Here is a 14,473-nt window from a genome sequence, read left to right on the forward strand (position 1 = left end):
AAAATTGGCCGAGCCTCGGCGGAGCTCCCGGCGGATCCCGTCCCGGCTGAGGCGCATGGGAAACGGGCGCAAGGGGTAGACCGCCATGAAAAGGGAACCGTCGCGTCGCTCCTCGATTCGGCCGGCGCTTCGCATGGGCGATTGAACCGGGAAATCGAGAGGCGAACGGTGTGCCTTGTTATTATACAGCCAAAGGATGGGATCCTGCAAAAGGTGAAACTGCGGACGTGATCCTGTTTAACCCGCATTTGGAGGACTTGCATGGCGACTTCTCGGTGTCAGGGAGGAATTCGGTCATGACGATCCGCACTCGTGCTGCGGTGGTCCGCCGGCGTGGCGGGCCGTTCCTGTTTGAAGATGTCGAGATCGACGATCCGCGCGCGGATGAGGCCCTCGTTCGAATGGTTGCCTGCGGCATCTGCCACACGGACATCGCCGGGCGCGACGGGGCGCTGGGAGTGCCGCTTCCCGCCGTGTTCGGGCACGAGGGCGCGGGCGTCGTGGAATGCGTCGGCAGTCGAGTGGGCCGGTTCCGTGCCGGGGACAAAGTGGTGCTCTCGTTCAGTTCCTGCGGGGAGTGCCCCGGCTGTCTTGGAGGTCATCCGGCCCGATGCGGGGAGTTCGACGCGTTGAATTTCGGCGGCGCGAGACCCGACGGTTCTTCGACAATCCGGGATGCAAAGGGTGCCCCGCTGGGAAGCTCTTTCTTTGGTCAGTCTTCGCTTGCCGGGTATGCCACGGTCCGGGAACGAGGGTTGGTGGGGGTGGAAGCCGTCGATGAGGACGAACTCACGATCCTTGCCGCCCTGGGATGCGGCATCCAGGCCGGGGCCGGGACGGTACTGAACGAGTTGAAGCCCCGGCGGGGGGAATCGATTGCGATCTTCGGCGCCGGCACGGTCGGCCTGGCGGCACTCATGGCCGCCCGCCTGGCTGGAGCCGCGCCCATCGTTGTCGTGGACGTGGTGGCATCCCGATTGGAGCTGGCCCTGGAACTGGGAGCGGCCGTCGCCATTGACGGCCGCGCGGGAGATGTGGTCGAGCACCTGCGCGAAACGGCGGGAAGCATCGACCACGCCGTCGAGACCACGGGTGTCTCGCGGGTGATCGATTGCGCCATGAAGGCCCTGGGCTCAAGGGGCAATATATCGTTGCTCGCGGTTTCCGCTGATGAAGGGGAGGAGCGTGTCCATCCGAAATCACGCGACCCCGGCCAGTCCGTCATTTACAGCGTCGCGGGCGACAGCGATCCGCAAACGTTCATTCCTTTCCTGATCCGCAAGCACAAGGAAGGCGCATTTCCCTTCGAGAGGCTGATACGCATCTACCCGGCGTCAAGGATCAACGAAGCGGTGAAGGATTCCCTGTCCGGGATCACGGTCAAGCCGGTGTTGCGGTTCTGAGTTTTCGCGGCCGGGAGTTGTTTCGAGGAAATGTATTTGTGCTTATAATGATAATCACCGATTCCATTCGTAAGGTTCCCTGAAACGATGCTTCAGCGGCGGCCGAATGGAATGAACGGGTCGGCGGAACGCTTCTTCGCGTGGCCGGCCCGCGATGCACTTTCAGTGCTACAAGATGGAGGAGATCGATGACGTTGAAACGGAGCTCTTGGATTGCGTGGTGTTTGACCGCGGCTGTTGTTGCAACCTGCCTGGTTTTTGGAGGACCGCAGACGGGGTTCGCCCAGTCTGCCACTGAATGTGATGATTACGCCAAGGACTACGCCAACCGTCACACCAACGCGGGTGCGGACGTGGTTGGCGGCGCGGTTGCCGGCGCTGCGAGCGGCGCGCTGATTGGAGGGATCGTCGGCGGCGGCAGAGGCGCGGGGAAGGGCGCGGCCATCGGAGCCGGAGTCGGTGCGGTATCGGGTGGCGCCCATCATGCCGGCAATTGGCAATACCACTACGACGTGGCATATCGAAATTGCATGCGGGGAAATCGATAGACGCCGCATTCTTTCCGGAGTCGGATACCCGGGGAATGCGAGCACTTCCTGAAAACCATGAAAGACGCCGGGAGGGCGACTGCGGCGGCACCCGCGGATCGGGAGCTCTCGCAGCCGCCGCCCGGCGCCGAGCTTCGAGCGCTCGTGCGTGGGTCGAAGGCCGGGAGGCGCGCGGGACTCATTACGATGCTCTTCCGTTGTGCGGCAGGACCATCGTCCTGAACCCAACCACCCGTCAGCCGGCGGATTGCCGGTGCGGCGGTGCGGTCGCTGCCGGGCTGCGCCGTTCTGCCGTTTCGAGATAGGCCTCCACTCCGGTTCGCAGCTGTTCGACATCGGAATCCGAATAGTCGGTCTCGACGTGAAGGAACGCAAGACCGTGCCGATTCTCGATCGCGCTGCCTGCTCCGGAACCCCGGAGCGGGCAGTGCGCTCATCCATGGCGTCGCGTTCAGTGTGAGTTGGCGAAATACCGGTTGAACGCGTTCAGATAGGCCCGGGCACTGGCTTCGATGACGTCTGGGCTGGCACCGGTGCCGGAATAGACCGTCCCTTCGATTTCAACCCTCACCATCGCCTCGCCCAGGGCGTCCCGACCCATGGTGACCGCTTTCAGATCGTAGTCGCGAAGCTTGCCGCTGACGCCCACGATCCGTTCGATACCGTGGAAGACGGCATCGACCGGGCCGTTGCCTGTGGCGGCGTCGGTGATTTTCACTCCCTCCCTGGTCAGGGTGACCGAAGCGAGCGGGACCATGCTGCTGCCGCTCATGAGCTGGAGGCTGTGGAAGGTGTAGGTTTCCGGCACCCGGGTCAGTTCGATTTCCACGATGGAATGCAGATCCTCGCTGCCGATCTCCTTCTTACGGTCCGCCACGTTGATGAAGCGGTTGTATACCCGGTCGAACACTTCCGGTAAGATCGTATAACCCAGCTCTGTGAGGCGGTGTCGCAGGGCGGCGCGTCCCGACCTGGCGGTCAGGACGATCTTGTGCTGGCGGATGCCCACGTCTTCGGGCTTCATGATCTCATAGGTGCTGCGATCTTTCAGGATGCCGTCCTGGTGGATTCCCGACGAATGGGCGAACGCATTGGCCCCGACGATGGCCTTGTTGGGTTGGACCGGCACGTTCATGAGGCGGCTGACCATGCGACTGGTGCGGTAGATTTCCTGGCTTTTGACGTCGGTGTGAGCGTCAAACGTTGCGTGGCGCGTCTTGAGCACCATGACGAGTTCCTCGAGGGAAGCATTGCCGGCGCGTTCTCCGACACCGTTGATCGTGCATTCGATCTGGTTGGCGCCGTTGCTGACGGCGGCCAGGCTGTTGGCCACGGCCAGCCCGAGATCGTTGTGGCAATGCACGCTCAGGGTCACCTTGTCGAGGCCGGGAACCTTCTCGCGCAGCTTGCGGATGATTTCCCCGAATTCGTCCGGCACGGCATAGCCGACCGTGTCGGGAACATTCACCACGGTGGCGCCCTCCTTGATGACGGCGTCAAGGACCCGGCACAGGTATTCGAAATCCGTGCGGGAGGCGTCTTCCGTCGAGTATTCCACGTCCTCGCAGAATCGCTTGGCGTACTTCACCGCGTCCACGGCCTGCCGCAGGGCCGTGGCTCGATCCTGCCGCAGTTTTTTCTGAAGATGGATGTCCGAGGAACCCAGGAACACGTGAATGCGGGGACGCTCCGCATTGCGCACCGCCTCCCAGGCGATGTCTATGTCTTCCACCACGGCGCGGGCCAGCCCCGTAATCACCGGCCCCTTCACGTTTTCAGAGATGGCCTTGACCGCGGCGAGATCATCGGGAGAAGAACACGGGAAGCCCGCTTCGATGACGTCAACCCCGAGCACTGCCAGCTGCTGTGCGATTTCAATCTTCTGGCGCTTGTTGAGCTTGGCTCCGGGGACCTGTTCACCGTCTCTCAATGTGGTATCGAAGATGAATATTTTCCTGCTCATGTCATGTCCTTTCCGTTGAACAAACACTGTCGTCGCTTGCCCGTTGCGCACCGACCCCCGAGAAGGCCGGGGCGCGACTGAGGCCGGAGTCCATCCGGGGAAACCACCTTTTCGGGAGTTTCCGGCAGAAACGAGGCCTGACTCGCCCTGCAAATCCGTGTTGCCTGCCGTCGGAGCGCGCGACACCTCCCCGCGCGCGTCCGTGAGGGGCGGGGCACGCCTCGCCCCTGCTACGACGGCTTCCGAGAATGCCGGTCGTCAGGCTGAACGCTTTGTAGGTCCGATAGTTCCATGTCGGTCACCTCCTTCGGAAAAAGTCAATGCCGCGAAAAGCACGGCGCACCAAAACAAAAAGGCCATGGAGTTTCCCCCATGGCCTTAGGTTTGGACGGTATGCAGCGCGCTTCAGAGCGCGGGCAAGAGAAAGGCACGAGGTCTCCGCGTCCGACCATTCAGGTCGAGAAGAAGTAGGGATAGGACGAGAGCCTGGATCATGACCTTTCCTTGTGGCCTTCCTGGTGTCGTTGTCGTGCCCGGTTGCCGAAAATCTCTCAGATAACCAGGGCAATACCGAAGCACAGGGCGATCTCTACCGCAAAAACGAACAAATAAAACGCGAACTTGCCTGCCGGAAGATCCTCGATGATGCGGTTCGATTCCTGCATGACCTGACTGGCTTGTGCCGTGTCCACCTTGCTCCTCCGACCGATTCCGTTCGTGACCCTTGCTCTGCTTCATATATCAGTTCGCAACCGATATGTAAATTGATTATATTGTCGGATCGAAAAACTTCAAGACCTGAAAGCGACCAACAGGTGTGACGGGTGGGAATCCTCGGGCCGATGGGTTATGGTTGCACCAATATGGAACAGGCGCGGTCCCGATCGGGTGCGACCGGATTTAGGAAGGTATGGGCGATGCGGGAAAAGGTCGGATTCGACATTGTGCCTCCGGATGTCATGGCGATGATGGGCATCCTGTCGGACGCCGGCCATGGCGTTTGGCTGGTGGGCGGCGCGTTGCGCGACCACTTTCTGGGGCAGGCGCCCAGGGACTTCGATCTGGCGACGGACGCCTCGGCCGATGAAGTGGTGAGACTCTTCCCGAGGGTCATTCCCATCGGAATTCGGCATGGGACGGTCCAGGTCCACACCAGGACCAGGGACGTCGAGGTCACCAGCACTCCGGGAAGCGGACTGGAAGGGATTCTAGAAGATCTCGGCCGGCGGGACTTCACAATCAACGCCCTGGCGTTGTCGTACCCGGAAGGATCGTTCCTTGATCCTCACGGCGGGTGCAACGACGCCGACGCCCGGATACTTCGCGCCGTGGGGGATGCGGGCCGTCGTTTTCGCGAGGACCCGCTGAGGGTGCTGCGAGTCTTCCGGTTCGTCAGTGAGCTCGGGCTTGACGTCGAGCCGGGAACCTGTGCCGCGGCCCGCTCCGAGGCGAACGGTCTCGCCGCGGTTGCGGGGGAGAGGGTACGCGAGGAGGTCTTCAGGATCCTTTCGGGCGGGAACGCCGTGAGTGCCCTCCGGCTTATGGAGGAAAGCCGCGTGTTGCGAACGGTTTTGCCCGAGCTCCACGAGAGCGGGTGCAGTCACGCCATCGACACGATGGGACGATGTCCGAACCGGTTGAGGATCAGGATGGCCGCGTTGCTCCACGGCCTGGTGGAGGAAGAAGCCTCCCTTGGAGCCGTCTCTCCATGCGGGCGCTGCGTTTCAAGCCGCAGGGCCGAAGAGGTGATGGTGCGGTGGCGGCTGTCGCGCAGGCAAATTCAGGGTGTTCTCGGCATTCTGGAGAACCCGCTTCCGGGCGACTCGGCGAATTGGACTGACGCGGATTTGCGACGCTTCATAGCGCGGACCGGTCCGGAATTTGCCGGGGATGTCCTGGAGCTTGCCCGGGCCTGTCGCGCCGCGGGCGGCGATTCCGCCGGCGCGGAGCAACTGAGCGGCCTGTACCGGCGCTATCGCGGGGAAGTGGAGTTGCGTCCCGTTCCGAGGCTGAGGGACCTTCCCATAACCGGTGAAGACGTCATGCGCATCACCGGGCTCAAACCCGGTCCACGCGTGGGAAAAATTCTCGAAAGGGCTCACCTGGAAGTTATCGAGAATCCATTTATGAATGAAAGAAAAATTCTTATGGATTTTATCCGAAAAGAATTCCATAAAGAGGCAGAAATCGAAACGTCGTGAAGGCGCAAAATCCGAACGTTGGAGGATGAAGAATGCTGGTTAAGAATTGGATGAGCAAGACGGTGGTCACCATTGAAGAAGATGATTCGATGCAACATGCCATGAGCCTGATGAAGGAACACAAGATCCGCATGCTGCCGGTGGTTGCCAGGGGGAAGCTGGTCGGCGTGGTGTCCGACACGGACCTCAAGCGGGCTTCGGCCTCCGATGCCACGACCCTGGACATGCACGAACTGCTCTACCTTATTTCCAAGATCAAGGTCCAGGACATCATGACCAAGACTCCCATCACCGTCTCGCAAAACTTCACCGTGGAAGAGACCGCGGAACTGCTGATGAGGAAGAAGATCTCGGGCTGTCCCGTGTTGGATGACGACGGACTGGTGGTCGGGGTCATCACGCGCGACGATCTTTTCAAGGTCCTGATCATGCTGAGCGGGCTCGGCAAAAAGGGCATCCAACTGGCTTTCCAGGTGGAGGACCGTTCCGGCTCGATCAAGAACATCACGGACGTTATCCGCAAGTACGACGGTCGGATCGCGAGCATCCTGAGCTCGTATGAATATGCGGCGCCCGGCCATCGCATCGTATACATCAGGACCTACGATATAGACCGCGCCGTCCTACCGAAGCTGGTCGAGGAACTGAAGCAAGTTGCCATGCTGATCTACATCGTGGACCACCGCGACAACAAGCGGGAAATATTCCACGACCTGGTGGCATGAGAAAACTGTGCGGGCGGTTCAAACGATGCGCCCTGCGTCCGTTGCGCGAGTCGTTCCCCCCGACCGAGCCACGGGCCGACAAAGGAAAACCGGCGGGTGTTCACCCGCCGGTTTTCCTTTCACACACGCAAAATTCCCGGCCTGTTCCGGCCAATGGGATCAAATTCCGAGAAATGCCTGTTTGACTTCCTCGTTCTCGAGCAGCTCGCGGCCTTTTCCCTCGAGCGCGATGCGGCCGTTTTCGAGAACATAGGCCCGGTCGCAAATGGCAAGCGTCTGCTTGACGTTTTGCTCGACCATGAGGATCGTCATTCCCTCGCCGTGGATCTTCGAGGCAAGGCGGAAAATCTCCTGGGTGAGCAGCGGGGAAAGCCCGAGCGAAGGCTCGTCGAAGAGCAGCATCTTGGGCTTGGACATCAGCCCGCGAGCGATGGCGCACATCTGCTGTTCCCCTCCGGACAGCGTGCCCGCCAGTTGTTTGCGGCGTTCGCGAAGCCGGGGGAAAAGGTCGAGCACCCACTCGATGCTTTCCTTTCGATGCGGCTTTGCCCTGGCGCACAGCGAGCCCATTTCAAGATTCTCCAGGACCGTCATTTCGGGAAACAACTGGCGTGCCTCCGGCACATGGGCGATGCCGACGTCGATGATATGATACGGCTGCACGTGATCCAGCCTCTGATCCTCGAACCAGATGGTCCCCGACGTCGGATGGAGCAGGCTCGATATGGTCTTCATGATCGTGCTCTTGCCGGCTCCGTTGGCTCCCACCAGTACCACAAATTCCCGCGCCTTGACTTCGAAGGAGACATCCCAGAGCACCTGGACGTCGCCGTATCCGGCGTTCACATTTTCCATCCGCAGCATGATCCTATTCCTTTCCCAGATACGCCTCGATAACGGCTTGATTGTTGGCCACTTCCGCCGGCGTTCCTCGTGCGATCTCCTGACCGTAGTTGATGCAAAGGATGCGGTCGCACAAGTTCATGATCACGTGCATGATGTGTTCGACAATGATGATCGTGATTCCGGAATTGCGGACCTTGCGGATCAGTTGGACGCCGTCGGCCTGCTCCTGGGGCGTCAGGCCGGCCATGGTTTCGTCCAGCAGGAGCAGCTCGGGGGCGGTGGCAAGCGCCCGCGCGATCTCCATGCGCTTGCGGTCGCCGATGGTGAGGCCTTTTGCGGGATAGTCCTGCTTTTTGGTCAGTTCGCAGAAATCCAGCACTTCCAGGGCTTTTTCACGGGCTTCCGCCTCCCGTGAAGTCCTGTTGAAGGCGGAGGTCATGACGTTTTCGAGCACCGTCATTCGACGCAGGGGCTTCACGATCTGGAAAGTCCTCCCGATGCCCTGCTTGCAGACCCTCCAGGTCGGCAGGCCGTTGAGTCTCTTCCCCTGGAACTCGATGTAACCGGAAGTGATCGGGTAGTAACCGGTGATCAGGTTGAAAACGGTCGTCTTGCCGGAACCGTTTGGACCGATCAAGCCGTATATTTCCCCTTTCTCGACCTCAAAAGTCAGGTCGTTGACGGCGAGCAGGCCGCCGAAGGCCTTGACGAGACGATGTGTTTGAAAAAAATTCATGATCAGTTTCCACTTCCTGCAGAAGGTGATGCTTTCCGGCCGGAGAAAACCTGGCGGATCTTGCCCCAGTCTCCCACAATGCCGTTGGCCATGTAGCGGATGACGAAGATGACCAGCAATCCGAAAACCAGGACGTGGGCCTCACTGACCCACTTCGGAAGCATGCCGAAAAAGGCGCTCCGGAATGTCTCCTGGAGCAGGACCATGATAAAGGCACCCGTCGGCGGGCCCCAGAGGGTTCCCACGCCGCCGATGATTCCCACGAGGATGGCCATGATGGAGATGAAGTGGAGCGAAAAGACCACCTGAGGGTCGATGAACGCCATGTAGTTCATGTAAAAGGCACCGGCAAGACCGGTGAAAAAGGCGCTGATCATAAGGGAGAGGCTCTTGTAACGAAAACTGCTGATCCCCAGGGCTTCGGCGGCGTCCTGGTCTTCCCGGATGGCCAGGAAGTAGTAACCCCACTTTGAATTCATGACCGTGTGGATGGAATAAATGCATGCGGCTGCCAGACCGAGGGCCAGGTAATAGTAAGGAATCTTGCTCCGGAATGTCTGGATGATGAGGATGCCCTGCATGCCCTCCGTGAAGTCGACCCACTCCGTGGCGACCAGCCGGAAGATCTCGCCCACCGCGATGGTCGCGAGGGCAAAGTAAGGGCCGCGCAGACGGAAACAGATCCATCCGATGACGAGCCCGATGAGAAGGGCGACCGGTCCTCCCAGCAGCATGCCGTACCATGCCGATATGTCGAGCTGGGTCGTGCACAGCCCCGCCGTGTAGGCGCCGATGCCGAAAAAAATGGCATGGCCGAACGAGACCTGTCCCGTATAACCGGACAGCAGATTCCATGATGATCCGATGACCACCCACATGAGCGCAATGATGAGGATGTGCCGGTAGTAATCGGACTGGATCACGAGGGGAAAAACGGCAAGTAATAAAAGGATGACAAGCGTCGACCAACGAATTGATTTCATATCACCGCCCTTGCTAGATCTTGGTGAGCTTTTTCAGGCCGCCCGGCAGGAAGATGAGCACAAGGAGAAATATCACCAGGCCGACCGCATCACTGAGGGCCATGGAAATATACGTGGCTCCCAGCGACTCGGCAATGCCGAGAAAAACCCCTCCCACAATGGCCCCCACCGTGCTTCCCATGCCTCCGAGGATGGTGATCACAAAGGCCTTTAGCGTAAAACGGCCGCCAACGTCGGGAAAGAGGTAATAGATGGGCAGGAGCAGCGTGCCTGCGGCCGCGACCAGCGCGGCGCCCAAACCATAAGTGAGAATGGTGATCCACTCGGCGTTGACACCCATCAGCAGTGCGGCGTCCTTGTTCTGAGCGGTTGCCCGTACGGACTTGCCGACATCCGTCTTGGCGAGAAAGAAAAACAGGCCGCCCGTCAGCAGGACGGCGATGCAGAATGCAACAACCATGGAAGTGTTGAACGATATCGTTCCCAGATACATGGTGGAGAAACTGTAGGATGTCTTGACGGACTTGTAGTCGGATTGGAAAATGAATCGAACGATCTCGGTCAGGATCATCCCGATGCCCACCGTCATGAGCACCTGGTTTTCGGGCAGAATCGAATCCACTTTCAACAGGGGATTCAGAAGATATTTCTGGATGAAAGCCCCCAGGAGGAAGAGTGCCGGCATGCTCACCAGGAGCGAAAAATAAGGATCGATATGGAAATGATCAAACAGAACGAAAGTGATGTACATGGCAATCATCATCAACTGACCGTGAGCCAGGTTGACGATTTTCATGACACCCATGATCAGGGTCATTCCCAGACCGACGAGAGCATAAATGCCACCCATCAGAATCCCTGCCACAAGCGTCTGGATAAGAACTTCCATGGGACTTTGTCCTCCGTGTGAGACCCGCGCTGAAGAAAGTGGAGGTCGGGGCAGGGGGGCCTGCCCCGGTTCCATGCGACTATTTCCAGACCTTTTCCCAGTCGATAGGATACACGTATGGTTTGGAGGCGACGTCCTTCGGCCACACCAGCTCGAGCTTCCCGTCGATCCACTGCACCAGGTAGGTGGGCAGTTTGTTCTGGTTGGTCATCGTGTCGTAAGCGATGAACTTGACGGGGCCGAAAACCGTCATCATGTCGGTGGCGGCCAGCGCCTGGCGGACATCTTCCGGACCCATGGATTTGGTCCGTTTCAGTGCATCGGCGATCACGAAAGCCGCGGCATAGGCCTCGGCACCGTGATATTCCGTATCAACCCCGAATTTTTTCTTGAAATCGTCGAAGTATTTCTTGGCTCCCGGGTAGGGCAGGGTCTGGTACCACAGGGTCGCGGAGTAGACCATGTCGGAGGCCTTGCCCGCATTCTTCTGAAATTCGGGCAGCGTAAAACCCGCCGCCCCCCCGACGAAGAGCTTGGGCGTGACGCGAAGCTCCAGGGATTGCCTCATGAGCAGCGACGCGTCCATGAGGTAGGAAATCATGTAAACGAGATCCGGATTGGCCTGCTTGACCTTGATCAGCAGGGGCTTGAAATCCACTCCGCCGTGTTCGTAGCCTTCCATCATGAGCACCTTGATGCCCAGCCGTTCGCAGGTCGCCTTGAACTCCTTGGACCCCGAGGACCCGAAGTTGGTGTTTTCGTACAAAATGACCGCCGTCTTCGGTTTCACCACCTCGGTGAGGAAGGATTCGAGCCCCTTCGGATACTCACTCACGGGGGGGTTCAGGCGGAAGATGTATTCCCATTTCTTTTCCGTGATCTTATCGTCCGATCCCGTGTTGACGAGGAAAGGGATGCGGCTCTGTTGCGCAACGCCGGCAATGGCAAACGTCTCGGAACTCCCGTATCCGCCGCCGAGCATGACCACCTTGTCCTTGGTGATGAGCTTCTCGGCCGCCGAACGAGCCACATCCGGGCGTCCGGTGTCGTCTTCAAGCAGGAATTCGAGCTTCTTCCCGTTGATGCCCCCCGCTGCGTTGATCTCCTCCAGGGCCATCTCGAAAGACTTCTTCTCGATTTCGCCGAATTTCGCCTTTTCTCCCGTGACCGGCAGAATGATGCCCACCTTGACGGTTTCCTGAGCGAAAGCCGGCAGGACCAGGAACGCGAGTGCAAAAGACAAAGTCACAATAGCCGACACCATGCGCTTCATTTTTTCTCCTTTCGGCAAAGATGGATCCTTGGGGCTTGAGAGGCAAACCCGTGGCACTGAAGCGTGAAACAAATGAAATAAAGCACAAACCGGGTTCACGGCGCACGCTGGGTAGGGGGAGGAAGAATAGTTTGAGCTGGCACCGTGTGGAAAATTACACTAGTCTAAAGAGGACAAAGAAGTCAAGGCCAAGGATTCGACGTCGGGAGAGGAAATGGAAAACCTGCACGAAAGCCCGCGCGCTTTTCCGGTGCTGGAGTCGATAGCTCCGGTGGTGGAGCGCAGCCGCTGGGTGACGTTCCATCCCGCGTCGGCGGAATTGTGCATCGAGCGATGGGGACACCTGTTGGACTCGGTCCCCACCTGGAAACAGCCCTGGCACTTCTTCGACGGAGGCCTGGAGACGGTGCGCTGGGTGTTCGTCCTGGACGTTCTCAACCACTGTTTCTGGCCTGATGAGAATGAACCGCTCTGGTCCGTGCGTTACCGGGGGAACGAATATTCCGGCTATGCGGGCCTTGCCGCCTCTCTCAAGCGAGCCATGGAAAGCGGCGTCCCGGTGACGAATGCATCGTTCCTGGCAGGTCTGTCCCCGGGAACATTGCGCGAGATTTTAGCCGGAACGGGCGAGATTCCGCTCCTCGAGGCCCGCCTGGAGAACCTGCGCGAAGCGGGGCGGGTACTGCTCGCGCGGTGGGAAGGCGACATCGTCAACCTGGTTGCTTCCGCGGGGCGCAGCGCCGTCGACGTCGTGAAAGGCGTGGTCGACAGCTTCTCGAGCTTTCGCGACGAGTGCGGGTATCGAGGGCGGCCGGTGTATTTCTGGAAGAGGGCGCAGCTGTTTGCGGCGGATCTTCATTCGGCATTCGACGGAAGGGATTGGGGGGCGTTCGAGGATATAGAACGGCTTACCGCGTTCGCCGACTACAAGCTTCCCCAGGTTCTGCGCCGGTTCGGACTGATCGTGTATCACCCCGAACTGGCGGAAAGGATCGAGAGGCGGGAGCGGCTGCCTGCCGGAAGCGAGGAAGAGGTTGAGATCAGGGCGGCGACGGTATGGGCGGTGGAAGCCCTGAAGAAAGCGTTTGAACGGCGGGGCGCCGAACCGACAAGCATGCGCGTGGATGGCTGGCTCTGGCAGTTGGGGCAGCTGGAGTATTTCAGAAAGTATCCTTACCATCTTTGTCGCACGATCTATTACTGAACCCGGCTTGCCCGAAAGATGGATTCCCGGGGGAGCCTGTTTTCCGGGAGACCGGTATTAGGTCGGGGTTCATCCCCGTGCGCTTCACCTCCCGCCGATTCCTTGCTGCGCGCTGTTGAGCGCGAATCGGCACGAAGCCCTCCGGAAGGTCGGCAACCATGACATGTTTTCCCTTTGACCGGGCGGATCGGCAGGAGTCAAGCCGGTGCCGCTCCCTTGACCCGTTTTCACGGGGGAGCGCGGTTTGGGTTGAGCCACGGTCGCGTCCGGACCGAAAGTGGTTGGTTCGTGGCGGGTGCGGGCCAAAAAACGGGTCGGAAAAGCTTTTCCATTTGTAATGGTTCTTTGTGATCCTGCCGAATATAGGGTAGTATGGCCGGGGTTGCCTGTAGTGTGTTGTCCCGGGCGGCAGCGGGGCCATGCCGCAATCACCGCGTTCTCTGCGGAAAATGCGAAGCATTTCACAACATGAGGACATTCATATGCCCGAAATTACCCGCAAGCAGCTGCTCATGGCCGTTATTTCCGGGAGGGGGCCGGCCTACTTGAGAGGCGTAGACCTTTCCAACCTGGACCTTTCATCCGCCGGTTGGCTTGCCGAAGCCGACCTTCGAAATGCGGACCTGTCGAGCGCCAATCTGAGCAGATCCAATCTGAGAAACGCAAATCTGCAGCAGGCGAACATGCAGAATTGCAACATGGCGATCGCCAACCTGGAAGGGGCCATTCTGCAGTCGGCCAGGATCAACGTGGCGAATTTGCGCGCCGTCAATCTGGCGGGAGCGAACCTGCGCGAGGCAACCCTGGTCGGCACGACCCTGGTGAAGGCGAACCTCAAGGAGGCCAACCTGGAATCCGCGGACCTCGAGGGGGCCAATCTGCAGGGCGCGAATCTCTGGAAGGCCAAGCTCAGCCAGGCCAATCTGCGCATGACGAATCTGCGAGGGGCAAACCTGTCGGAGGCCTACCTCGAGGGGAAACTGGTCGACCACTACGAGACTCCGCCGAAAAACCCCTCACAGTACCAGGGATTTGTCGGTTCGGTGGGAGGCATCCAACTGACCGACCTGATCCAGATCGTCTGTCTGTCCCGGTCCAACCTGATGTTCAAGATTGAATCCGAGAGCGGGTGCGGCACCATTCACGTCGGTTCGGGAAGGGTCTACCATGCCCAACTGGACCGGCTGGACGGCGAGGATGCCCTGTTCAAGATGCTGGCATGGGAAGGGGGGCGCTTCGAAACGGTGACGCTCGAGGAGGTGGGGGCGAGTACGATCAACAAGCCCGTGGAAAACCTGATCATCGAAGCGATGCGCCGCCGCGACGAAAGTATGCCGGCGTTCATGAGGGGGAAACACGGCAGCATGCTGCGCGAGATCCGCCGGTATCTGCCCATCCCGGCCTATCCATCCAGGGAGTTGATGAAACTCACGGTCGCGGAAGGCAAGAACATTCGTCCCACCCAGGAGGTGCAGATTATTGACGCTTTTGCGTCCACGGATACGGGGGAAATCCTTTGCTCGATTGTTGCCGAGGAGGATGTGTTCATTGCGCCGTTGCGCTTTATCCGTATCAAACGCAACCATCCGCTGTTTGATTTGACTGTCAATTATCATAAAGAGATGAAAAAAACTTGACGATATTAAAAGAGCAGATGGACAGGCGTCTTTCGCTCAGCACTTCGATATTGCAGCCGTTTTGA

At 59.3% G+C, this 14,473-nt stretch carries 14 protein-coding genes; 6 read left to right on the forward strand and 8 right to left on the reverse strand.

All coding sequences use genetic code 11. The annotated features are described in order from the left end of the window. Positions 1–296: 296 nt before the first annotated feature. Both SFUM_RS01555 and SFUM_RS01560 read left to right on the forward strand, forming a co-directional pair. Positions 297–1,403, forward strand: a complete 1,107-nt coding sequence (locus SFUM_RS01555; RefSeq protein WP_011697178.1) for an NAD(P)-dependent alcohol dehydrogenase — start codon at positions 297–299, stop codon at positions 1,401–1,403. Between the two features lie 188 nt (positions 1,404–1,591). After that, positions 1,592–1,951 (forward strand): hypothetical protein, encoded by a 360-nt coding sequence (locus SFUM_RS01560; RefSeq protein ID WP_011697179.1) that lies wholly within the window; start codon positions 1,592–1,594, stop codon positions 1,949–1,951. A gap of 235 nt (positions 1,952–2,186) precedes the next feature. Here the strand turns inward: SFUM_RS01560 and SFUM_RS24075 are convergent, their stop codons facing one another. From SFUM_RS24075 to SFUM_RS23065, 3 genes are all read right to left on the reverse strand, one after another. Then, positions 2,187–2,345, reverse strand: coding sequence for a 2-hydroxyacyl-CoA dehydratase (locus tag SFUM_RS24075; protein WP_353743158.1), 159 nt, complete (start codon positions 2,343–2,345; stop codon positions 2,187–2,189). A gap of 57 nt (positions 2,346–2,402) precedes the next feature. Continuing rightward, on the reverse strand, positions 2,403–3,914 hold the full coding sequence (locus tag SFUM_RS01565; protein ID WP_011697180.1) for a 2-isopropylmalate synthase: 1,512 nt from the start codon (positions 3,912–3,914) through the stop codon (positions 2,403–2,405). A gap of 551 nt (positions 3,915–4,465) precedes the next feature. Continuing rightward, entirely contained in the window at positions 4,466–4,606 is a 141-nt protein-coding gene (locus SFUM_RS23065; RefSeq protein WP_153307198.1) for a hypothetical protein, read from the reverse strand. A 225-nt stretch (positions 4,607–4,831) separates the two neighbouring features. Between SFUM_RS23065 and SFUM_RS01570 the strand changes: the two genes are divergently transcribed. Beyond that, a complete protein-coding gene (locus SFUM_RS01570) occupies positions 4,832–6,115 on the forward strand; it encodes a CCA tRNA nucleotidyltransferase (protein WP_011697182.1) in 1,284 nt (427 codons plus the stop codon). A 32-nt stretch (positions 6,116–6,147) separates the two neighbouring features. Next, complete coding sequence (locus SFUM_RS01575) at positions 6,148–6,840, forward strand: CBS and ACT domain-containing protein (protein ID WP_011697183.1); 693 nt, start codon at positions 6,148–6,150, stop codon at positions 6,838–6,840. A 159-nt stretch (positions 6,841–6,999) separates the two neighbouring features. On the opposite strand, the gene SFUM_RS01580 is transcribed toward SFUM_RS01575, so the two are convergent. From SFUM_RS01580 to SFUM_RS01600, 5 genes are all read right to left on the reverse strand, one after another. After that, positions 7,000–7,704: an ABC transporter ATP-binding protein gene (locus tag SFUM_RS01580; protein ID WP_011697184.1), complete on the reverse strand. Its 705-nt coding sequence runs from the start codon at positions 7,702–7,704 to the stop codon at positions 7,000–7,002. Positions 7,705–7,708: 4 nt separating this feature from the next. Continuing rightward, positions 7,709–8,422: an ABC transporter ATP-binding protein gene (locus SFUM_RS01585; RefSeq protein WP_011697185.1), complete on the reverse strand. Its 714-nt coding sequence runs from the start codon at positions 8,420–8,422 to the stop codon at positions 7,709–7,711. Positions 8,423–8,424: 2 nt separating this feature from the next. Next, the gene (locus SFUM_RS01590) at positions 8,425–9,405 is read right to left on the reverse strand and encodes a branched-chain amino acid ABC transporter permease (protein WP_011697186.1); all 981 of its coding nucleotides are present in this window, start codon (positions 9,403–9,405) and stop codon (positions 8,425–8,427) included. Positions 9,406–9,418: 13 nt separating this feature from the next. Continuing rightward, on the reverse strand, positions 9,419–10,294 hold the full coding sequence (locus tag SFUM_RS01595) for a branched-chain amino acid ABC transporter permease (RefSeq protein WP_011697187.1): 876 nt from the start codon (positions 10,292–10,294) through the stop codon (positions 9,419–9,421). Between the two features lie 79 nt (positions 10,295–10,373). Next, positions 10,374–11,567 carry an ABC transporter substrate-binding protein gene (locus tag SFUM_RS01600; protein WP_011697188.1) on the reverse strand — a complete coding sequence of 398 codons (1,194 nt, stop codon included), beginning with the start codon at positions 11,565–11,567 and terminating at the stop codon, positions 10,374–10,376. 214 nt (positions 11,568–11,781) lie between these two features. Here SFUM_RS01600 and SFUM_RS01605 point away from each other — a divergent pair, with 214 nt between their 5' ends. Together SFUM_RS01605 and SFUM_RS21235 are read left to right on the forward strand one after the other, a co-directional pair. Next, positions 11,782–12,771, forward strand: coding sequence for a queuosine 5'-phosphate N-glycosylase/hydrolase (locus SFUM_RS01605; RefSeq protein WP_011697189.1), 990 nt, complete (start codon positions 11,782–11,784; stop codon positions 12,769–12,771). 482 nt (positions 12,772–13,253) lie between these two features. Next, a complete protein-coding gene (locus tag SFUM_RS21235) occupies positions 13,254–14,408 on the forward strand; it encodes a pentapeptide repeat-containing protein (protein ID WP_011697190.1) in 1,155 nt (384 codons plus the stop codon). Positions 14,409–14,473: the final 65 nt, after the last annotated feature.

The sequence above is a fragment of the Syntrophobacter fumaroxidans MPOB genome (assembly GCF_000014965.1).
GTDB classification, from domain to species: Bacteria; Desulfobacterota; Syntrophobacteria; order Syntrophobacterales; family Syntrophobacteraceae; genus Syntrophobacter; species Syntrophobacter fumaroxidans.